Annotated in this window: 19 protein-coding genes; 1 reads left to right on the forward strand and 18 read right to left on the reverse strand. The window is 52.9% G+C overall.

The window, feature by feature from the left end; translation table 11 throughout:
• Positions 1-23: 23 nt before the first annotated feature.
• The 15 genes from BBD41_RS02975 to metH all read right to left on the reverse strand — a co-directional run bounded on the left by BBD41_RS02975 (position 24) and on the right by metH (position 18218).
• On the reverse strand, positions 24-2096 hold the full coding sequence (locus BBD41_RS02975; RefSeq protein WP_099476658.1) for a hypothetical protein: 2073 nt from the start codon (positions 2094-2096) through the stop codon (positions 24-26).
• Positions 2086-3984 carry an ATPase, T2SS/T4P/T4SS family gene (locus BBD41_RS02980; protein ID WP_099476659.1) on the reverse strand — a complete coding sequence of 633 codons (1899 nt, stop codon included), beginning with the start codon at positions 3982-3984 and terminating at the stop codon, positions 2086-2088. Before BBD41_RS02980 ends, BBD41_RS02975 begins: the two co-directional genes overlap by 11 nt.
• Complete coding sequence (locus tag BBD41_RS02985; protein ID WP_077565576.1) at positions 3971-4828, reverse strand: CpaE/TadZ family protein; 858 nt, start codon at positions 4826-4828, stop codon at positions 3971-3973. The genes BBD41_RS02980 and BBD41_RS02985 overlap by 14 nt, the downstream gene beginning before the upstream one ends.
• Positions 4825-5532, reverse strand: coding sequence for a hypothetical protein (locus tag BBD41_RS02990; protein ID WP_077565575.1), 708 nt, complete (start codon positions 5530-5532; stop codon positions 4825-4827). The genes BBD41_RS02985 and BBD41_RS02990 overlap by 4 nt, the downstream gene beginning before the upstream one ends.
• A gap of 35 nt (positions 5533-5567) precedes the next feature.
• Complete coding sequence (locus BBD41_RS02995) at positions 5568-6656, reverse strand: SAF domain-containing protein (protein ID WP_099476660.1); 1089 nt, start codon at positions 6654-6656, stop codon at positions 5568-5570.
• Positions 6657-6684: 28 nt separating this feature from the next.
• Entirely contained in the window at positions 6685-8148 is a 1464-nt protein-coding gene (locus BBD41_RS03000) for a serine/threonine protein kinase (RefSeq protein ID WP_099476661.1), read from the reverse strand.
• Between the two features lie 157 nt (positions 8149-8305).
• Positions 8306-9370 carry an SAM-dependent methyltransferase gene (locus BBD41_RS03005; protein WP_099476662.1) on the reverse strand — a complete coding sequence of 355 codons (1065 nt, stop codon included), beginning with the start codon at positions 9368-9370 and terminating at the stop codon, positions 8306-8308.
• A gap of 5 nt (positions 9371-9375) precedes the next feature.
• Entirely contained in the window at positions 9376-10149 is a 774-nt protein-coding gene (locus BBD41_RS03010) for an ABC transporter ATP-binding protein (RefSeq protein ID WP_099476663.1), read from the reverse strand.
• Entirely contained in the window at positions 10146-10493 is a 348-nt protein-coding gene (locus tag BBD41_RS03015) for a thioredoxin family protein (RefSeq protein WP_077565571.1), read from the reverse strand. The genes BBD41_RS03010 and BBD41_RS03015 overlap by 4 nt, the downstream gene beginning before the upstream one ends.
• Positions 10490-10831 (reverse strand): cyclic-phosphate processing receiver domain-containing protein, encoded by a 342-nt coding sequence (locus tag BBD41_RS03020; protein WP_099476664.1) that lies wholly within the window; start codon positions 10829-10831, stop codon positions 10490-10492. Before BBD41_RS03020 ends, BBD41_RS03015 begins: the two co-directional genes overlap by 4 nt.
• Before the next feature lie 18 nt (positions 10832-10849).
• Complete coding sequence (locus BBD41_RS03025; RefSeq protein WP_099476665.1) at positions 10850-11698, reverse strand: deoxyribonuclease IV; 849 nt, start codon at positions 11696-11698, stop codon at positions 10850-10852.
• Entirely contained in the window at positions 11688-12506 is an 819-nt protein-coding gene (gene mutM / locus BBD41_RS03030; protein WP_099476666.1) for a DNA-formamidopyrimidine glycosylase, read from the reverse strand. The genes BBD41_RS03025 and mutM overlap by 11 nt, the downstream gene beginning before the upstream one ends.
• Positions 12507-12559: 53 nt before the next feature.
• Complete coding sequence (locus BBD41_RS03035) at positions 12560-13348, reverse strand: TIGR01457 family HAD-type hydrolase (protein ID WP_077565567.1); 789 nt, start codon at positions 13346-13348, stop codon at positions 12560-12562.
• A gap of 414 nt (positions 13349-13762) precedes the next feature.
• Complete coding sequence (gene rnz / locus BBD41_RS03040) at positions 13763-14692, reverse strand: ribonuclease Z (RefSeq protein WP_077565566.1); 930 nt, start codon at positions 14690-14692, stop codon at positions 13763-13765.
• Positions 14693-14777: 85 nt separating this feature from the next.
• Positions 14778-18218, reverse strand: a complete 3441-nt coding sequence (gene metH / locus BBD41_RS03045; protein ID WP_099476667.1) for a methionine synthase — start codon at positions 18216-18218, stop codon at positions 14778-14780.
• 168 nt (positions 18219-18386) lie between these two features.
• On the opposite strand from metH, the gene BBD41_RS03050 reads away from it, so the two are divergent.
• A complete protein-coding gene (locus tag BBD41_RS03050; protein ID WP_099476668.1) occupies positions 18387-18923 on the forward strand; it encodes a cupin domain-containing protein in 537 nt (178 codons plus the stop codon).
• A 109-nt stretch (positions 18924-19032) separates the two neighbouring features.
• Here the strand turns inward: BBD41_RS03050 and BBD41_RS03055 are convergent, their stop codons facing one another.
• The 3 genes from BBD41_RS03055 to BBD41_RS03065 all read right to left on the reverse strand — a co-directional run bounded on the left by BBD41_RS03055 (position 19033) and on the right by BBD41_RS03065 (position 21071).
• Positions 19033-19437 (reverse strand): FixH family protein, encoded by a 405-nt coding sequence (locus BBD41_RS03055; protein WP_099476669.1) that lies wholly within the window; start codon positions 19435-19437, stop codon positions 19033-19035.
• A 278-nt stretch (positions 19438-19715) separates the two neighbouring features.
• Positions 19716-20507 (reverse strand): HAD family hydrolase, encoded by a 792-nt coding sequence (locus tag BBD41_RS03060; RefSeq protein WP_099476670.1) that lies wholly within the window; start codon positions 20505-20507, stop codon positions 19716-19718.
• 39 nt (positions 20508-20546) lie between these two features.
• A complete protein-coding gene (locus BBD41_RS03065; RefSeq protein WP_099476671.1) occupies positions 20547-21071 on the reverse strand; it encodes a hypothetical protein in 525 nt (174 codons plus the stop codon).
• Between the last annotated feature and the right edge of the window lie 37 nt (positions 21072-21108).

A 21108-nucleotide genomic window follows, 5' to 3' on the forward strand; every position in this document is an offset into this window, starting at 1 on the left:
TTCTGTCTACAGCCACTTCTAATTCAAAGCCGTTGAATCTGTTCGTAATAAATCTCCATCTGGGTGAGGCTCATCCCGATTAATGGAATGACAAGATACATAAAGATCAATGCATACATCGGGGTAAAGCCGATCATCCTTGCCCAGGCAGCCTTGGTGTCGATCATGGCCTCGTATTGCTGCTTGCGCTGCTCAAAACTGAAGATCATCTCACCCTCGAGATCATCAAACACATCCTTGATCGGGACTTTGTCCATCGCCAGGAGAAGCTTGTCCACCAATCGTTGAAATTCCGGAAGCCATACGTCCTCCTTCAGCTCCTCCAGCGCCATCTGGGCACCGTGCTCATAATGAAGCAGGCATTTCTGGATCGGGACTTTAAATATGACAGCAAAACGGTTGAGCCATTCGAGGATTCCTTCAACCGAGATACGCTCCATTCCGCGAAGAATCGAAATCACCGTCTGGAATTGATATACCTCATGCCGCATCTCCATATTGCGCACCTTACGGTGAAAATACAGCAGCCACAGCGGCGAATAATAGGCAAGCCAGCCCATGCCCAGCGACAGCAGGAATTCCCACCATTTTAAATACTCGCTGTCATATCGGCTAAGCTTGGTCATGATGCGCTTCACAGCCATCTCAACCTGCTCGGCGGATAAGCCCGTATGTCCGGATTGGCTGATCATATTCCTTACTTGTTCATGAGTCGCATCCGGAGACATCCCCATCTTTCTCATCACGTTCCGGTCCTGTTCAGCAGTTTTTTCTGCCTGAGCTCGTTCCCCTTCATTCATCTGACCAAACAGAGATGGATTGGCAGGGACCGGAGTATAGAGCAAATGATGCCTTGCCTGTACATGCAGGCCTAATGCCAAACTTATAGATAGGACGAAAACCGTAAAGAACAGCACCAATCTTCTTACATAAAGCCATTCGAATTTGATACGTGCATTGCTTTCCTTCAATAGACGCAGCTGGCGGTGAAAGGTGCTTGTCCCTATTCCCGGAGCCGCCATGCGGACAAGAAATCTGACGATAGGAACTCGATACATCCGCTCCTCCCAGGACTGACGCTCCAATCCGGCCCGATACTCCGTCTCCCGGTGCTGCTGAAGCTTCTGGAGCAGAATATAGGAAATTACGATGATGACATAAATTGAAATCTTCGTCACAAAGCCGAGCTTGCTCATATAAAATTCATCCATAGAGGGGAAGCTGCTTCTCGCCCACCTCTCGATCGGCTTGGTAAAAAAAACGGGTGCCAGAGCAATAACATGCAGCCCCTTCATGAGATAGTCGAGCTTATCCCTCCTCAAAATGTCGAGCTGAATTTCCTTGGTTAATCCGCTCAAGCCTTGCAAATAGATCGAGCCCTGCTTTCTTGCCCGATCCCCGAACTCCATCACAAGATGGGATATCCCGGCAAATGCTTTTAGATACCGGTTCGGAGCTATCTCGTAATAACGCTCAAGCGCATCGTCAGGATCCTGGGATACCAGAGCATTGTAGATCCGGTTGGCATGCAGGGAAATTTCATGACCGGCGCTCTCAGCCGCTTCGTACAGCGCCTCTTCCACCATGCCGTGCTGCTGATAATGATGGCGGACAACGGAAAACAATTCGACGGCTTGTCCCAACAGTTTGCGTTCAAGCCGATGGATAAACACTTCGACCAGCATATTGCTGACGACGACCGCGGCCAGCAAGACAATGACGATAAAGCTCCAATCCGGACGGCTCCATACGAGCAGCAGCGCCGTCAAACCGATCGTTCCTGCAATCGCCAAGATCAGCTTCATGGTCTCGTAGCGGAGCGCTATTTCATCATAAGGATGAATAAGGACGATTCGCTGCCGGATTCGCTTGATGTAAGCGTTGATTAACGGGAGCTTTATTCCATAATGGTAGGCTAGCTGAGCCCACTGCCGATAGAGCTCCCGCAGGGCTTTGCCCTCTCCTGTGCCGGCATGGAAAGGGTCGATCCGTGACCGCTGTCTGCTCCGGCCGATCCAAGCCGATATTCCCAATGTAATGGCGAAGAAGGCCAGCGCAAGCAATAAAACAATCATCAAAATTGGTTTAACGGCCAACCGACTCCCCCCAACCTGCCGCAAGGAATGCGCTGAACCGGCTAGCATCCTCCGGCTGCATCTGCTCGGCCATCTCGCGTATACTGCGATCCGTCAATGGCGCAGCCGGAACGTATGCGCCGTTTCGATACTCGATAACATTCCGCGAAATATAACAGTCGCCCACATCATCAAGCTGACCTTTAAGTGCCGGCTGCCCTTGCATCGTTTCCTGCTCGACTTGCAGGTAAGCGGTTGAGTGAACGCCGCGATCCAACCCCCGGTCTAGAGGAATGCATTCCGTGATGCGTTCGATATATCGATTGCCGAACGCATCGCGCTTAAGATGAACATCAAAGTTTATAACATCGGCAACTTGTTCCTCGGCAATTCGCTCCTGCCTGAAGACCCCGCTCTTCAGCAGCGAGTTGCGAAGAGATTGAACCAGGTCCTTGAAAGTCTTGGCATGATGGGTAAATACAGTGAACAGGCTGGCTACCTGCGACATCTGGATCATCCATGCCGCAACCTCATCACTGGCGACCTCGCCCAGGATATTGACCGTCCCGTCCGTTTTTTTCTGGAGATCAAGACCTGCTTGCCCGGTAATGTGCTCCGTTTCCCTGAAGCTGAGAATGTTCCGTCTGCTGTAAATTTTTCGCAGATGAAGCTCGAACGCCATCTCTTGAACCCGAAGGGTGTAGGAAGCATAGATATGCCCAACCATGGCCATTAGCAGGGTCGTTTTGCCCGAGCCTTGCGCCCCTGTAATCGCTGTGATCCGGCTTCCCTTCATTAAATATTGAAGCAGGCCGATTACAAGCTCCGATCCGCTTCCTGTTATCAGCTGATCCAGCGTGGCTTTGGGCAAATCGAATTTCCGGACAAAAAAGGCCCATGATTCCGCAAAAGGGGGCCTAACCACCACAACCCTCGACCCGTCCTTCATTTCGTTCACCTTATACCCGCTTGCCTCCGATAATTGGCCGGGATGATTATATTTATAAATATTTTGACAGACCCGTTTCAGCTCCAACATGCTTCCGAAAGACAAGAAGGATAGATGTAAGGAAATCCCGCGGTAGAACACCCAGACGCTTTCACAGCCGGAGGCTGGCTGCTCCAAGGTGCCCCTCCCCCATCCGAACGCATCGTGTCCGGAAGGAAATTCTTCGATATATCCGTCTTCGATGACGCCGCTGACCCCTCCGCTGACGCCGTCTATGCGCTGGTCCCGGAGTTCGTCGACGACGGAGAAGCCCTTATACTGCTGGTAAATACGCTGCACCACGATGTCCAGCTTCTCCTGAAACTGAAGCGGGCGCTGCTCCAACTCATAGATATAGGCAATATCATCGGCTGTTACGGCAAAGACACTGTCATTGCCGAAGCCAGGCAATACGCGCGGGGTTGCCAGATCATAAGTCTCGAGCAGCATGGACAAAGCGTCCTGCCCATGACGCTGTTTATACAAATACAGAATGATCTCAAATTGGTCCTGCGGTGTCAGCATGGCAGGGTGCTCGAATGGAATCGCCAAGTCGATATTGGTTTCGTTCACGCCTAAATGGTTCACAAGCAGCTCCTTCATAAAATCCTTCACGTAAGCCTTGTCCAGCACATCCCCGGTTACGCATCCTTTAAGCGCCCGCCGCAGCTCGCTTCGCTTATTCAATCTGCGGCGGTATTCCTCCTCATGCAAGCCGAGATCGGATAATTGACTGTGGGTCAGCTGATGGAGCGTTTCTTTCACGAAGGTGGTCATCGCCGGGATGGAGTACGGGTCGGGACTACGGCCGACGGCTGAAGGACTCCCTTTCCTCTCCAGATACCGCAAATAGATCAGCAGCAGCAAAAACAGGAGGATCACGATGATCCACATCATATTCATCGCGCTACCCAAGAGCATGCATAGCCCTCGCTTTCGCCGGAACGGCAGGGAGTCCATACTCCTCGGCAATCTCTTGTGCCAATCCCTGCACGGCCAAGTACAGTGAACCCCATCTTTTCCGCCCGAATCCTCCGCGGCTGCGCTGCATGTACATTAATACGGTTCTCGTATTCCACGCATCCGTCATTCCGGAGCAGTAAGGTACCCCGGCCACATATCCTTTCAGGCCAAAGCGCCGCTTAATATTCTGCAAGGTTGCGCTGCATTCCCGGTCATATCTGCCGATGCTGTAGAAGCAAGGCTTTCCTTTCACCTCTTCCAGCAATCCAACCTTGGAAAACACAGCGTCCAATGAGCGCAGGTTCTGATGAATACCGATGACAACAAGGTCGGCGGCATTCAAGATTGCCCGGTCGGCAGCCCCCGGCTCGCCATTGCCTGCATCGGCTATCGTAACATCATAGCTTTGCCGGGATGCCTCCAGAACCCTCGACATCAAGGTAGCCCCCTGCTCATTCGCACTTAAGTCTGTCCCCAATACCCGGGACCCACCCAGCAGATCCAGACGCCCGGCGATAAGCGGAACCGAATAATTACGAACATTTTCCGGATTCAGCCTGCCGCTTGTGCTGAGACGCTCCAGAGCATCCATGCCTTGATCAGGAAACGATAGCGCATTGTCCATCATTTTCATTTCCTTACGATCGGAATATGCAAGCTCTACCCTTTCCCCGGCATAACCGCCATGGGTGAGCAGGACACGTATCTGATATTCCATTGCGAGCACGATGGGCAGGGCTGCAGCCAGCATCGTGCTTCCGGTACCGCCCTTCAACGGACTCCAAACAGCAATAAGGCTCATGCGCGTCTCCTCTCCGCATCCCTCATGGCTCGTCGGACATGCCTGCGATCCCATTCGGACAATTGAAGGATCAGCTCGATCAACGCGCGCTTATAATGCCGGGACAGAGGCTTCAGAACCAGTCTCCCCGCATGTTCATTTTGAATTTTCAGGCCAAAGAACAGCTCGTCCCACGGCATTTTTATCGGCTGGCCCTGCCATGCCATCCCGACCGTATTCAGATAGCCTTCAATATATGCTTCGTCCGTCATATCCTCGATCACATTCAGGTATACTCGGTGGAAGGAAGGGGAGGCCAGGTTCAGCCACTGTTCCCTTAATTCTTCGAGCAGAGCCGCGCTTCGCTTCAGACTTGTCACATCGAATCCGCTAACCCAGATGCATGCATCGGCATCCATCCAGTCGCGATGCTGCAGAAAGTCGGTTCTCTCCACATCCATAAGGATGTAGTCGTAATCCTTCTCGTCTTCGTTCAGCAAATGCAGCTTGAGACCGGACAGTGTATCGAACCCTCCGGCAACGTCGAACCCGGCGAACTCCGTAACAGGAAGCTGCGGCTGCTGGTGCCCGATACAGTACCTGTACTTTGCATCAAGCGCGGCATCCACCAACAGAACCCTCTTGTCGCCATGCGCCAGTATTTTGCACATATACAACAGCAGGTCGCTTTTGTCGCATATCCCCGTAAATATCCACTTTTTCACGTTTGCTGCTCCCTTCATTTTTTTGTTCACTCTGATTACGGAGCGGAGAATATCAGCTCATCATCTTGAGCACCTTCAGTCGCTGTCGATGCGGGAGCTTCCAGTCCATAGCCTCCCAAAATCCGCTCGGCTTCAACGTCCCTCTCGGCGCGAGTGTCATTTTCCTCAACGCTCCCGCCGCCTGGGTAAGATTCGTCGCCCTTAACGCCAGCGGTCTGCCCGCTGCTTGCAGGGCTCCAGGAATCCGGACTCCTCGCCGTTCCGGCCATAGCCGGAGCATCATGAACTTCGGACGCATGGGCCTGTTGTTCCGTATTCATCCTGCTTAGATCCTCCTCCAGTAATTTCCGGACCGCTGCCTCCAGCTGCTTCTCAGCTCGCTGGACAATATTCGGGTCGCTTGCGATCAGCTTCGCCACCTCCGCATTCGGTGGATAGGTCGGGATTGCCTTCGCCTGCAGCTCAGGCTCGACGTAAGTCAGCGCGTAAATGGTAGCCTCGTGCAAATAGGCATCCACCAGCGCACTCGATAGAAGAAGAATCTCTTGCTCGCTCAAGGTCGTCCAGAAGGCCGGACTCTGCAGCTTATCAATTTTCTTTTTGGATAAAACGATATAATCCTGACCCGTCGGGAATTGGACCCTTATATCGACAACGTCCCCTTTGCTTAAATTGCTTGGCAGGTACACGGCTTTCATCTCGCGATGCCTGAGATCGTCAGGCGTCGGCGCCTCCTCGAACAGCATCGATCGGGTAATGGGTGTTCCTTTCAGCAGTCCGATCTTGGCTCCCTTTCCTTCGACCTCGTCCTTAAGCGAAGCCAAATTCATTGGTGCCGCATCAGCCGGAAGGCGTACCTCCTTTAGGTCCTTCGCTTCAATCCGAGATCCGGGCGGGATATCCTTAATCGGAACCCATGCCGTCTTCATCGTATTCAATTGCAGGAGCTGGGACTGTTCGAGCTCGGTTATCCGCCGCTCGTATTTGGAGCGCTCCATACTCTGCTTCTCCTTCATATCTTGCAAAACATACATCATGGTGCCGCCACCTACCGCCCCCATCACAGCCGCTCCCGCCAGTCCCGCTGCGATCAGCTTGCGGCTGCGCCGTCTGATTATCGGCATTGCTTCATCTCCTTCTTGTTAATGCCCGTCAATTCTTGCGGAAAAGAAATTTGCGCTTCCGTCCGGCTGCCGGTAAAAAATCCTGACAAATCGAGGCGTATATAGACTCGCTATCCTCCAGCATTTCAAAAGGGTCCAGCTGTAGCGGAAGCGCGACCACCCTCTCCGTTTCGAGCGCCCGCTTCATCCGTTGCACGGCATCCGCGCCTGCCAGCGGCAGTGCATATATCCGATGCGGCTGCGGATGCCTGGACAGCATCCGGGCTATTGTCACCACGTCATGCTGTCTCCACTCCGCCCCGGAGCCGATGACGATCGGCAAATCCGCGCGTAGAAACTCTTCCAGGCGCTCGCTATCTCGGTAGGCTCCCAAATCCAGCACGACTGCCTCATAGCTCCCACCGAGCACGCGGATTACTTCTCCTCTGGAGGTTTGTCGCCAGAAGTCAATGCCGTTCAGCTCAAATGCTCGCCCTGCTCCTCCTCCCCTCCCTTCCGCAATCTCCTGGATGCGGCTGAACGCATTGGCTTTAGCGCTCATCTCTACAACTGCGACTTTACCGTATCTCACGGCCAGAAAATGTCCGAGGGCGATGCAGGTATGCGTCGTACCGACACCGGGCGACGCGCCGAGGACCGCGGCCACCAATGTTCCGGCTGCAGCCCCCGCGCGGGGCTCCTGCATGACGGCAAGATTGCGTTGCCGGCTTAAAGCTTTGCGGACGTCGTCCGTCGACTGGTACCGCTGCTCGGGCGCATACTGCAGCAGCTTTCGGATCACCGGCACCATTTCTCTTGGCAAGTCCCCCCGAATATGCCGCTCCACGCCGGTGATCCATTCACTGAATCGGCCGGCAGTCGCAAGGTACAGCAGCAAGGCTCCCAAACCGTAGAGGTCTGACCTCGCATCGCTTTGCCTCCCTCCATACTGCTCCGGTGCCGCGAACCCGACAGTGCCGAGCTTAACGGTATCCTCGCTCCCGGCCTGCTTATAGCTGCGGGCGATCCCGAAGTCTATTAATCGGACCTCCAGCATCTTCGTTAACATAATGTTCGAGGGCTTTAAGTCTCTGAATATGACCTGAGGCTCATGGCTGTGCAAATAAGCCAATACTTCCAGCAGCTGATCCGCAAGAGACAAGATAAACTCGGGCGGCACATCCGCCCGCCGTTCCCGGAAATACTTCTCCAAGGTCACGCCGTCAATATAATCCATCACCAAATAAGTGCAACCGGTGTCTTCCGTACGAAAAAAATCGACAATCCGCGGCAGACGAGGGTGGCTGAGCCTGACCAGCAGCCGCGCCTCCTCATCGACCGTGCGCTGCATGGACGGCTCCGACAGGCTTTCCTTCACCGCCCACCGCTTACCGGGGAGCTTCAAATCTTCCGCCAAATACACACAGCTCATGCCTCCTTGGCCGATTACGCGGTCAATCGCATAACGTCCGCCAATCACTTCACCATGTACCAATCTCGAAGCATGCCTCATTACATCGTCCACTCCTTTGCCTTGCATAGGCAACAAAAAAAGGGAAGGCACACCGCCGTATCGATCGTCGATACGAAGCGGGATGCTTTCCCTTTGTGTTGTTTGGTTAATTTTGGAATCATTATAGACCAGGTTGATCTCTTTTGTAAAGACTTTTTTAATACTTTATCATGTAGAGCGTAATTTCATCCCGGTTGTGGAACAGCTGCTTCGCTCCCTGAATCTGCATCCGGGCATCCTCAAATATCGCGATGATCTCCTTAATAAGCGCCATTGGCTTCTTGGTCAGGAGCTTGACGGTAATAACCGCCGTTCCGCCTGTCTGAAGACTGTACAGCAGGCCTGTCACCAATCTGGCCATTTGCTTCGGACTCCAGCTCATATCGCAGACCAGCAGATCGAACTCCTGCTCCTTAAACGATACGTCCGCCGCATTTTTATGAATGACCCGAAGCATCGGGTTCCCCTCCAAGGACGGGTGCATGCGCGCCGGATCCACAGCCGTTACCTCCAAGCCCTGCTCCAGTAAAAACGATGTCCACCCGCCGGGGGCCGCACCGATATCCAAGGCTCGACGGAAGCTGCGGAAAGGAATCCCGAACTGCTTTTCGGCTTCAAGAAGCTTGAACTTCGCTCTGGAGATCTGACCCTCCTCGCGTTGGAATCGTATGGCTCCGCCGTTCCAGTCGGACAAATTGTCCTCGGGTCTCGAAACGCCCAGGTACCAGGTTTCCTCATCGGCAAAGATCGAAATGATCCACTCCGGTTCCTGCACGATAAATTCCAGCTCCAGCGCCGACAATCGGCTCTGCAGCAAATCGCGTAATGCTCCCGGACTATCCGTCCAAGAGCTGTGTTCGCTCTTCCGGATTTGGAGTGCAACCCGGCTCTTGCCGATCTCCTCCCGATTCAGCAAATACCGCTCCGCCTCGTTCAGCGCTTCTTCCGCATGACTGGCAGTCAGTTCGACATTCACGGGAAACAGATGCCTCAGAAATATAGGGGGCTGTGTTCGAATCCCCCTCACTGCCTCTTCTGCGGATCTTGCCAATGTAACGAGAAACACTTCACCGGGTATTAACATGGAGCTTTTTAGGCTGCCGAACATCCGGCGCAGCTCCTCCTGCGCATAGGGAGCGAACCCGTGATTCGCCGTGCACACCAGCTTGCTGTGGAAATCCTGCTGCTGCTCCTGATCATCATTCACATTCCATTCGTCCAATCGGATTAACCTCCAGAAATAACTTTGATCCAGGGACGACCGCTTTCCCATTCCAGCCGGGCGTCAATATCATAAGTTTGTTTAATAAGTTCGCTGTTCAAAACTTCCTCTTTCAAGCCGGCTCCTTCAAGCCGTCCTTCCTTAATTAGCGCTGCATGGGTGAACAGCGGGACGATCTCCTCAATATGATGGGTTACATAAATGACGGCGACATCCCGTTTCCCCAATCGGCCAATCTCCGCCAGCATCTGTTCGCGTTCGTACAGATCCAGGCCGGCACAAGGCTCATCCAAAATCAAAAGCTTCGGTCCATGCATTAAGGCGCGTGCCAGCATCACTTTCTTCCGTTCCCCTTGGGACAAGGTGCCCAGCGGCTGCTCGGCCAGGTGGCCGAAGCCCATCTCCTCCAGCAGTGCGTATGCCTTCGCGCGGACCTCTGCCGGGATTTCCTGATAAAACCGCAAAAACGCATACGCGCCCGTGGCTACAACCTCCCATACCGGATCATGCAGCGTTAGCTTCTCCAGCAACGATTGGCTGATATAGCCGATTTCCTTGCGCACTTCCCTGATATCGCAATGACCATACACATTCCCCAGCACCTCAACCCTGCCGCTGCTTGGGAATTGATAGCCTGTCAGCAGCTCGAGGAGCGTCGTTTTTCCGGATCCGTTCCTCCCCAGAATTACCCAATGCTCTCCCGGGCTGATCGTCAGCGTAACATCATGCAGGATTTGGCGTTCTCCGCGAGTCAGCGATACATGCTCCATCTTGATCATGACTTCACGCTCCTGACAAAATTCAACATATCCTCGACCGATCCCATCCGGTACAATACTTCAGGCTCCTTGCCCGGAGTACTCCCGGCCGTCATTAAGGCAGGCACGCTTCGAATCCGGTACCGGTTTACGACAGTAGGAAGAAAGTTGACATCCGCCTCCAGAATCTCCACCTCCGGCATGATATGCTCCACGATTTGGATCATTTTGCGGGCTGCCGCGCACGTACCGCATAAAGGCGTGTGGAAAAAGACTACGACCGGCTCGCCCTCCATTTTTCTGCCGGCAAGCCTCTCGAGCCATTCCAGCCGATCCAGCAACTCCCGCTCCGTCACGGCCTTCATCTGGCACCCTCCGCGATTTCGCGAATCAGGGTTTCCGGCATCGGTCCGTTATGGACACGAACATCCTCCGGCATATGCTCGTAGAGCATTTCGTACATTTTGCGCCGGCCGTAGGGGCTTGATGTATGAAGGTATATTTCCTTCGCGCGCAGCTTCTCGGCTACCATGGCCGCCACGACGTCACCGCCGTTCATCTGGTCGTATCCCAGCTCATAATCCAGTGACAGTACGTCCACTTCACATTCACGGAGCATCATCAGACATTCTTCCCCGTTTCGCGCCAATGCAAATCCTTTCGGATGCGGGCGCCAGTCATCCAAATATAAATGGATCCTCATTGCCTACTCTCCCTTGATTTAAGACCAGGACAATACGGTGGCGATATCTTCGCGATGCGTGCCGTCCGGTCCTTTTTCGCTTTCCAAAACTAGTGCCTTGCCGGCAATTTCAGGCGCCAGCGCCAGCTGTTTCAGCGCGTCCATCCCGATCTTCCCTTGACCGATCCGGGCATGGCGGTCTTTCCTGGAGCCGGCACCATATTTTGAATCATTAAGATGAACTGCAGCCAGATTGTCCCAATATTGAAGCGATCGCCCTCTGGCAAGCAGCTCCTTCGTATTGGTTGGATCCCAGCCCCCTGCGGCGTACAAGTGGCAGGTATCGAGACAAAAGCCGATTTTTTCAGGGTAATCCGCAAGCTGCCTGATCTTCACGCACTCCTCCAGCGTAATGCCCATCGGACCATGATCGCCCGCCTGATTCTCAATCAGGAGCTTGGTTTGTCCTTTCCAATCCGCGAGAACATCGTTCAAGCATTGGATAATATTCTGATAACCTACGAGCGGGTTTTCGCTTTTCAGGTGTCCGAAATGAACGACGATGCCAAGCGAGCCGCAGGCTTCTGCGATCACCAGGTCGTTCTTGAGGGAATCCACCGTCAGCCTGTAATGCTCTTCACCGCGGGTGAACCCGGTTGCCATGTTTGTCGGGTACGGCGTATGAGCAATCGAGACCAAATGATGCTCGCGGCAAAATTTTGCGCAAGCAGCGGCATTACTAAGGTCCGGTGCTTTTAAGTGCAGGCTGCGCGGGTTTTTCGGGAAATATTGATACGACAGCGAACCCAGGGACAGGGCGTGCTGGGCGGCGGCAAGAAATCCGCCCCGGGTACTGACATGGCTTCCGATCCGCAGTTTAGGTTTCATGCTGGCAATTTGGACAGAAGAATACCTTCCGCCCGGTATGCTCCGTTTTTATAACCGGAGTCCCGCATCGGACGCAGGGCTCTCCTTCACGGTCATACACCTTGCAACGGTCATTGTAAGCTCCGGTCAACTCGTCACCGGCTTGAAACGGCATTTCCATGTAGCCCCCTCCGTCGGCCGCTTCCGTCATCACCTTAACTGTACTGTCATACAGCTGTTCCAGCGCCTCCGCAGACAGGTTCTGAATTTTCGAGAGCGGATGAATCCGGGCATCGAAGGCGATCTCGTCTGCATAGCAATTGCCGATTCCGGCCACCACCTGCTGGTTAACCATCGTGCTCTTCAGCGCTCCCCGGCGTTTGCCAATGAGCTCGACGAAGCGAGCTTTGTTCATCCGGCGATCCATCAGCTCCGGCCCAAGATGTTTCAACGCCTCATCGGTTTCTCTTGCCGTCAATAAATGCAAATAGCCTAAACGAAGGCCGATGAAATATAAAATATGGTCTCCGAAAGTAATCTCAACCTGTGTGGAACGCGATGGGCGTTCCTCATCCTTCCGTCCGAAATACAGCATGCCGCCCAGCATGAGATGCAGCAGCAGTCGGCCACCGTTGTTCAGGTGAAACACGAGATGCTTGCCCCTACGTTCCACAAAAATAACCCTGCTTCCCGTAAGGGCCTCCGTAAATTGCTCTATCGTTACATTCAGCGACTTCTCCCGGTTCACGACGACATTCGTGATCGGAAGATTCACGATCGTCTGGGTCAATAATCTTCGGTAATTTTCCATTTCCGGCAGTTCAGGCATGGTTCATCTTCCCTTTCGTCCATCAGCATCATGAGCTAATTCAATAAGGTGACCTACGGACACAGCAGCCGGGCCGCTTCTTCTAAATCCCGGCATATATAATCCGGAGAAACGCCGGCTGCTTCGATATGCGATTGCATATTTTGATCCGTCGTAATTCCTGTTAAGACAAGTACCGTTTTGCATCCGGCATGAACGCCTGCAGCAATATCCGTCCGTATATTATCTCCAACCACGTAAATATCTTCGACCCGAACCCCGAGACGATCCGCAGCGAATGTCATCAAAATCGATGAAGGCTTGCCGATGACCAGCGGCTTCACGCCGGACGCCGCTTCTACGGCCGCTCCTAGCGATCCGGCGCCCGGCATGAGCCCGGTGTCGGATGGAAGGAGCAAATCCGGGTTGGTCAATACCGACACGGCACCTTCCTGGATCCAGCGAACAGCCCGGGCAAGCGCGTCATAATCGAACGAACGGTCGATTCCTTGAACGACATACTGCGGTGACTCCTCGACCAGGTGAAGCCCTTGCCCGAGCAGTGCCTGTCGCAGTCCTTCCTCACCCAGCATCGCAACTCTCGCCCCCGGCGTCTTTTCCGCAATATGCTTCGCCGCCGCCAATGACGACGTACAGACCTCCTCCGGCAAGGCCGGTATACCCATATCCCGAAGATGGGCAGCTACTTGCTCCGGGGTTCTTGACGAGTTATTCGTTACAAATAAGTACGGAATGCCTCTTTCCTTTAGACGCAATATGAGGCGATCCGCACCTTCGATTCGCATCTTTCCATGATACAGGGTCCCATCCAGATCAATCAGGATCCCTTTTGGTTGTTCCATTGATGTATGCACCTTCTTTATTCCTGTCTTTCATCCAATGAATAATTCATATCGTAAATCTTTGGTATTTCGTATAAGGTCAGCTTCTTCGAATCTTAATAAGATTATGTATTTTAAGCGCGGCACCCGCTGGATCCCGTCCTGCCCTTCGATTGCTGTCCTGACACAGCCTAGTACCATTGTAAAGAAGGGGACAGCCTGTTGCAAGGAATCACCGCCTGAATCCAATCTGTCCTCATGGAAGGTCATTCGATGATAAGGAGGTGACGAAATGAGCCTTCGTCTTTTCGCTTCCGCTTTCCGCGTCGTCGAAAGAAATCGAAGGCTGTACGCACTTTATCGTTTCTGCAATCCGTTTGTCATATTCTGCGCTTTCCCGGAAAATAATGCTTCATTTCCCGGGGAAACGCCTGCTTATGTGCTGCGCTGCACGGGATACAAACCGAAATCCTCGGCGAGCCGCGTATGCTCAAATACCTCTTTCGCTTCTTGCAGCAGCGGCTGTAAATGCTCCACATCTTTATATCTGGAGCTGAAATGCGTTAAGAATAGCGACTTCACGCCGCCCCGCACCGCTGCTTCTGCCGCCTGCTTGGCCGTGCTGTGATAGTATTCATGAGCGAGCTCGGCCAAGTCCTCCATAAAGGTCGCCTCATGGACAAGGACATCCGCATCTTTCGCGAGCACTTCCACTCCCGGGCAAGGACGCGTATCTCCGAGGATTGTTACGACTCTGCCTTTCTTGGGTGCAAGCAGCACATCCGCGGGATGAATCCAGCTTCCGTCACCCAGCTCTACGCTTTCCCCCCGCTTTAACTTTCCGTATTGCGGACCAGGCTTCAATCCATAGGCCTCCAGCCGTTTGGGATCAAGGCTTCCGGGCAAATCCTTCTCCACGACCCGGTAGCCATAGCTGTCCGCTCGGTGATCAAGGCCGGCAGCCTCCACGCGAAAGTACTTGTCTTCAAAAATAACGCCGCCGGTGTGCTCGATGATGTCCATTGTATACGGCACACGGGATTGGCTGATCGTCAGCGACGTTTCGATAAAGGATTTGATTCCCGGAGGACCGTAGATCGCAAGGGGTGCGGTTACCCCCTGTGCTCCGCGGCTCGAAAGCAATCCGGGCAGTCCAAAGACATGATCCCCATGCATGTGTGTAATGAATACCTTTTCAAGCTTGGACAGCTTGAGAGGGGATTTCAAAATTTGATGCTGCGTTCCTTCCCCGCAATCGAACAGCCATAAGCTTCTGCGTTCCTCCAGGAGACGCAGGGCAATGGACGTAACATTGCGCTGGAGTGAAGGAACGCCGGCATTGGTTCCCAAAAAATACAGTTCCATCCCTCTACTCCCTTTCGGTCGCAAACCGGAGAAATCCTCCGAAACGGTCGGAGGATTTCGAGCCGGATGCACCGGTATAGTCAAGTTAAGCTTTATCTACATTAAAATAATGGGCCTCAGGATGACTGAATACCATTGCGGATACAGACGCCTCCGGCTCCATCATGAATCCCTCCGTCAGCGCCACACCGATATCCTCTGGCTGCATTAGGCGGAACAACGGCTCCTGGTCCTCCAGATCCGGACAAGCCGGATACCCAAACGACACCCGGATTCCCTGGTACCGCGCACCAAGGCGCTGCTTCATGGTCATATCCGCCGGATCCGGGAAGCCCCAAGTATCCCGCATCATATGATGGACGCGCTCGGCAAGCCCCTCTGCTGTCTCCAGCGCGACGGCTTGAAGCGCATGGGAACGCAAATAATCTCCCTTGTCCTTCCATTCGCCGGACAATTTGCCGACACCATGACCCGCCGTGACCACCAAAAAGCCCACGTAGTCCATAATGCCGCTATCCACCGGCTTCAAGAAATCCGCCAAGCATAGATAAGGCTCGACCTGCTGTCTCGGGAAAGTGAACGTATGCAGAATCTTTGATGGATCTGCCGGATCATAGATGAGGATGTCATTATCTCTCCCCTGTGCCGGGAAGAAGCGGTACATGGCATGCGCTTGAATGATCCCCGATTGGATCGCTTCATTCAGGATTCCGTCAACCGTTTCCTTGAGCGACACCGCCTTCGGATCATTGGCCTTCAGCAGCTGCTCAACAGACCCTTTTAATCCCAGATGATGGCCTAACAGCATCTGCATGTTGATATACGGCAAAATATGCGAGATCGGATAGTTGCGGAGCACATGGCGCTCCATATCCGGCGGGATATACACCGGGGCCTCGGTCGATATTTTGGAACGGAGCCCTTCGGAAAGCTTCGGCATAACCTTCACGGCCTGCGGTGCAGCGGCATCTGCCTCCATCTCGGCCTCGATATCCTTGGCCATTTCAGCCCGCTGATGCGGGTCGCTCAGCTTGTTTGCCAGATCCAGACCTTCCATCGCATCCTTCGCATACAGCACCATGCCGTCATATTCGGGACGAATGCGTGTTTTCGTGAATTTCCGCGTCAACGCTGCTCCGCCCACCATAATTGGCACGTCGATGCCTGCGTTTTTCAAATCCTGCGCGGTCAGCACCATTTGTTGAGCGGACTTTACAAGCAGTCCGGACAAACCGATGGCGTCGGGCTTCTCGCGCCGATATGCCTCGATAATTTGCTCCGGTGGTACTTTTATACCCAAATTCACAATTTCATAACCATTGTTGGAGAGGATGATCTCAACCAGGTTTTTGCCGATGTCATGGACATCACCCTTGACGGTCGCCAGCATGATTTTCCCTTTGACGGACGTCTCATTTTTTTCCATAAAAGGCTCGAGATGGGCAACCGATGCCTTCATCACTTCAGCGCTTTGGAGCACCTCAGCTACGATGAGCTCATTATTGTTAAACAGGCGGCCAACCTCGGTCATTCCCGCCATCAACGGGCCGTTGATAATGTCCAGCGGTCCGTATTTCTTCAAGGCTTCATTGAGATCGGGAATCAAGCCTTCCTTGGAGCCTTCAACAACATAGGAAGCAAGACGCTCCTCCAGGCTTAGATTGGAGACCTTCTCCTTCTTCTCCACCTTTTTGTCCCGGAATGCTGCAACAAATGCCGCCAGCGTCTCATCGTTGGTGCGATAGATCAGATCCTCCGCAAGCCTCCGCTCTTCCTCCGGTATCGATGCATAACGTTCAAGCTTCTCGGTGTTGACAATCGCATAGTCGAGACCCGCCTTCGTGCATTCGTATAAATATACCGAGTTCAGCACCTCGCGACCGGCCTCCGGCAAGCCAAAGGAGACGTTGCTGATTCCAAGAATCGTATGGACCTTCGGCATCGCTTCTTTGATGAGTCGAATTCCTTCAATGGTCTCCTTCGCGGATCCGATGTACTGCTCGTCCCCTGTTCCGACAGGAAATACCAGCGTGTCGAAAATAATGTCCTCCGGCAAAACGCCGTATTTATGAACGAGCAGGTCATACGAACGCTTCGCAACCTTCAGCTTGTCCTCGCGGGTAATCGCTTGCCCGTTCTCATCGATCGTTCCGACAACGACCGCAGCTCCGTATTTGTGGACCAGCGGAATGACCCGTTCGAATTTTTCTTCACCATCTTCAAGATTAATGGAGTTAATGATCGCCTTGCCCTGGGAATACTGCAGTGCGATATCGATGACCTCCGGATCCGTCGTATCGATCATTAATGGAACCTTGACCTTCTTGGCGACCAATTCCAAAAATTTAACCATATCCTCCGCTTCCTCGCGGTCTGGATCCTGTACGCAAATATCGATAATATGCGCACCGTTCTTAACCTGAGCCCTTGCTATTTCGGAAGCCTCTTCGTATTTCCCTTCCACGATCAGCCGCTTGAATTTGCGGGAGCCCAGCACGTTGGTGCGCTCGCCTACCATATAAGGTCGGTTGTCCTGCTCAATGTACACCGGCTCGATACCCGACAACGCCGGGAGATGCGTTCCCGTCAGCGGGCGCGGGTTAAACCGGCTCATGGCATCCTTCAGCGCGCTGATATGCTCCGGCGTCGTCCCGCAGCAGCCTCCGGCGATGTTCAGCCATCCCTTTTCCGCAAATGCTGCCATTTTCTGTGCGAGCGACTCGGGGGATTCATGATACTGGCCATTCTCATCCGGCAAGCCGGCATTCGGATAGCAGCTGATGGCGCTGCGTGACATTTCGGACAGGGAACGGATATGGTCCCGCATAAACTCCGGCCCCGTCGCGCAGTTCAAACCGATCGAGATCGGATTTAAGTGCTCAAGTGATATATAGAACGCTTCTATATTCTGTCCGGCGAGCGTGGTGCCCATCGGCTCAATCGTTCCGGAAATCATAATCGGCAGCGTAATGCCCGTCTTCTCAAAAGCTTGGCGTATTCCGATGCTGCCTGCCTTTACATTAAGGGTATCCTGGGATGTCTCCAGGAGAAGGGCATCCACTTTACCCTCGATTAATGCAATAGCTTGCTCTTCATAGCTTGCGACCAGCTCTGCGAAGGTAACGCCTCCGGTTACGGACAACGTCTTTGTCGTTGGTCCCATTGCCCCGATCACAAAACGCGGCTGCTCCGGTGTCGAATATTTATCGGCAGCGGCTCGTGCCAGCCGTGCGGCCTCCAAGTTGATTTCCCGGGCAAGCTGAGGTATATCGTATTCCGCCAGCACAACCGAGGTTGCGCCGAAGGTATTGGTTTCGATCAAATCGGCACCTGCCGCCAGATACTGCTCATGGATGTTCTGGATGACATCCGGCCGGTAAATGACGAGTGTTTCATTGCATCCTTCCAGTTCGGCGCCGCCGAAATCGTCAGCCGAGAGGTCCTCCCGCTGGATCATCGTACCCATGGCACCGTCAAGGATTAATATTCGTTCTTTCAGTACTTCCTGTAAGCTAGGCTTGTTCAACTCATAAACCTCCCCGGAAAACGTTAAATCTTAGTGTATCAGAATCCTTTTCAATAGAAAAGGCGAAATATGCGCCACAGCGCGTATTATTCATGATTTACAGATGACAAAACGCGGTGACGCGTCTATAATACATATTAAACCAACTGGAGAAAGAGGGTTAGACCTATGGCAGAAATCGTGATTCGTAATACGAACGAACGCATTAGCGGGGAAGAAAATGTTCGTGAATTCCTGGAAAAACAAGAGGTGCTGTACGAGCATTGGAATATGGATAAGTTCCCGGCTGATCTTCAAGAGAAATTTCAGCTGAGCGATGAGGATAAGCAGCGTATTCTCGACACATTCGATCCTGAAATTCGTGACCTGGCTGCTCGTCGAGGCTACAAAATTTGGGATATCATCACGCTCTCCGAATCCACTCCGAATCTTGAGGAGCTGCTCCAGAAGTTCGAAGAGGTTCACACGCACTCCGAGGATGAAATCCGTGCGATTGTAGGCGGTAAAGGCATCTTCATTATAAAAGGCTCCGAGGACGTAGGCTATTTCAATGTTGAGCTTGAGCCGGGCGATGTCATTTCGGTTCCGGAAAATACGCCTCACTTCTTCACGCTGATGGATAACAAGCAGATTGTGGCCGTGCGTCTCTTTATTGAAGAGAATGGCTGGATTGCCACACCGGTGGCGGATCCGCAATTCCAATAAACCACAAGGTTTAAGGATGAACGCTTATTGATGCTACACAAACAAAAAGGCAGCCCACGACCCGCCAGCGGCGCGTTCCGGTGCTGCCTTTTTGCAATATTCCGATCGTTTATTCCGTTACCGTAAGCTCCTTAAGCGGCATGGAATGCTGCCCTCTGGCGGTTACGTGAGATATGATGCGGTAGGTCCCGGGCTGATCGAAGGTTTTCTCCAGCTTGTAAATACCGCCCTCGTCATGCTCGATCGGCACCGTTGCCGATAAGCCCCCGCCTTCCTGCGTGACCTCGATCTCAACCTTATCGGCATCTTCAACCGGCTGGCCGGCCTGCGTTACCTTTGCCTGAATGAAGACCTTCTCGCCAACTGCAACCGTTTCCGGATTTATCGTCAGATCCACGATGATCGGTTCGGCGAGCGTATCTTCATCCAAATCCGCCTTGCTGTCATTACATGCTGCCAGGGCGACCGCCATCAGCACCATCGCCGCAAGCAATGCTAACTTTCTTCTTGTCATGCACTACACCTCTTTACAATATCGTGCCTATGTATGCTGCACGCCATGGTCCGGATCTTGCACAATCAGCTCACCATCATTATATCCCAACAACCTTTTTTTTCGATCTCATGAAGCTTACAATTGTGTGACGTTTCTCACACGGATTGACAAGACGAGATGATCCGAGATCAGGTAAGAAAAAAACAGCCCGGAAGTCGCGATAACCGCATCCAGGCTGTGCCATATGTATTCGCCATCGTATATCTCGTCGAACAAATCGATTGGCTTATATGCTTTTAAAGAGTGGACAAAATGGCGTGAAGCTCGGACAAATGCTTGATCTCAAACTCCGGAACAATGGCAGGATCCTTCGGCCGGTCCACCCGGTTGATCCAGACGGTATGAAGTCCGGCCGCATTGCCGCCCTTGATATCCGTCGTCAGCTTATCGCCCACCATGACTGCCTCGCCAGGCTTAGCGTCAAGCAGTCCAAGCGCATGCTGGAAGATCGACACATCCGGCTTGCCTTTGCCGAAGTCGCCTGAAATGACAATGTGGTCAAAATAAGGAGTCAGCTCGGGAACACCATCAAGCTTTTCCTGCTGAAGATCCGGGCTGCCGTTTGTGAGCAGCAGCAGCTTCACCTTTCCTTGCAGTTCCTTCAGCACATCAAACGTTTCTTCATATACATAAGGTCTGGCCCTGCGCTCTGCCGCAAACCGCTCTGCCAGCGTTTCGGCGAGGCTTTCATTCTGAACGCCTACCCGTGCAAGACCGCGGCGCCAGGATTCCTTCCGATATATCGGTGCAAGCTCCTGTAATCTTCGAAATTCCGGCTGTGTTCCAGCCGTAAAATTCGCCCACAGCCCCTCGAAGGGATTGATCCCGATCATCTGGGTAAATGCAAAGGTATCATAGGATGCGTACAGTGATCGTGCCTCTTCCCGTACCGCATTCAGCAGCTCCTTGGCATCAACCCCCGCTGCAGAAGCTCCTGCTTCTGCCGTCACTTCAAAGGCTTCTTCCACGCTTCGTTCATCCCATAACAACGTATCATCCAAGTCAAACAACACGGCAGTAATCGGCATGTTCTCCCTCTCCCTTTGTACGATTAAGCAATATATATATTAATGATGTTCTACCGGAATATGATGGGCCTTCGCGAACTCTTCAAGCCGTTCTCCCATCGCTTGGGTGTCGTACAAATTGATCATACGCGAAAATACCCAGTTGCCTGCTTTCCCCTTGCCTTGTATGACGACAGAGCCTGACGCGATTTTGATCTTCTCGATCTCCGAAGCGGACAATCTTCGCTCCCGATTGAACTTCATGGTGGACACGGATGAACGCTCGATCTTTAGATAGGGCTTGCGCAGGAAAATCATCAACGCAAGCAGAATGTACAGACCGACGCCGACCCAGTTCAATACATCATTGCTTTGGCCGGTCGTTTTAGCCGTTGCGGAGCCGAGAAGCGCATAAAGGGCTGCAAGGGCAAGCAGTACGATCGGCAGCACATATTTCCGTCCCTTAAACACGTCCATTTGATCGGAAATGGCAGATCCTTGATAGGTGGACATTCCCTGCTTCTTCCGTTTTTTGTTCAGTTGCTGCAAATTTTTGCTGACTTTTCGTTCCCAAGATCTTGACATATTGTTCCTCCCGAATCTGATATCCCTTGCTCTATCT

Origin of the sequence: Paenibacillus ihbetae (assembly GCF_002741055.1) — a bacterium.
Lineage (GTDB): Bacteria > Bacillota > Bacilli > Paenibacillales > Paenibacillaceae > Paenibacillus_AQ > Paenibacillus_AQ ihbetae.

What these genes read in the sequence shown, in the direction of transcription:
- BBD41_RS03050 (WP_099476668.1), top strand. Translation starts at nt 18,387, where the DNA reads ATGGCAGAAATCGTGATTCGTAATACGAACGAACGCATTAGCGGGGAA.
- BBD41_RS03010 (WP_099476663.1), bottom strand. Translation starts at nt 10,149, where the DNA reads ATGATCAAGATGGAGCATGTATCGCTGACTCGCGGAGAACGCCAAATC.
- BBD41_RS03000 (WP_099476661.1), bottom strand. Translation starts at nt 8,148, where the DNA reads ATGAGGCATGCTTCGAGATTGGTACATGGTGAAGTGATTGGCGGACGT.
- BBD41_RS03055 (WP_099476669.1), bottom strand. Translation starts at nt 19,437, where the DNA reads ATGACAAGAAGAAAGTTAGCATTGCTTGCGGCGATGGTGCTGATGGCG.
- BBD41_RS03025 (WP_099476665.1), bottom strand. Translation starts at nt 11,698, where the DNA reads ATGAAACCTAAACTGCGGATCGGAAGCCATGTCAGTACCCGGGGCGGA.
- BBD41_RS03035 (WP_077565567.1), bottom strand. Translation starts at nt 13,348, where the DNA reads ATGGAACAACCAAAAGGGATCCTGATTGATCTGGATGGGACCCTGTAT.
- mutM (WP_099476666.1), bottom strand. Translation starts at nt 12,506, where the DNA reads ATGCCTGAACTGCCGGAAATGGAAAATTACCGAAGATTATTGACCCAG.
- BBD41_RS02985 (WP_077565576.1), bottom strand. Translation starts at nt 4,828, where the DNA reads ATGAGCCTTATTGCTGTTTGGAGTCCGTTGAAGGGCGGTACCGGAAGC.
- BBD41_RS03020 (WP_099476664.1), bottom strand. Translation starts at nt 10,831, where the DNA reads ATGAGGATCCATTTATATTTGGATGACTGGCGCCCGCATCCGAAAGGA.
- BBD41_RS03065 (WP_099476671.1), bottom strand. Translation starts at nt 21,071, where the DNA reads ATGTCAAGATCTTGGGAACGAAAAGTCAGCAAAAATTTGCAGCAACTG.
- BBD41_RS02980 (WP_099476659.1), bottom strand. Translation starts at nt 3,984, where the DNA reads ATGCTCTTGGGTAGCGCGATGAATATGATGTGGATCATCGTGATCCTC.
- BBD41_RS03015 (WP_077565571.1), bottom strand. Translation starts at nt 10,493, where the DNA reads ATGAAGGCCGTGACGGAGCGGGAGTTGCTGGATCGGCTGGAATGGCTC.
- BBD41_RS03060 (WP_099476670.1), bottom strand. Translation starts at nt 20,507, where the DNA reads ATGCCGATTACTGCCGTGTTGTTTGACTTGGATGATACGTTGTTATGG.
- BBD41_RS02995 (WP_099476660.1), bottom strand. Translation starts at nt 6,656, where the DNA reads ATGCCGATAATCAGACGGCGCAGCCGCAAGCTGATCGCAGCGGGACTG.
- rnz (WP_077565566.1), bottom strand. Translation starts at nt 14,692, where the DNA reads ATGGAACTGTATTTTTTGGGAACCAATGCCGGCGTTCCTTCACTCCAG.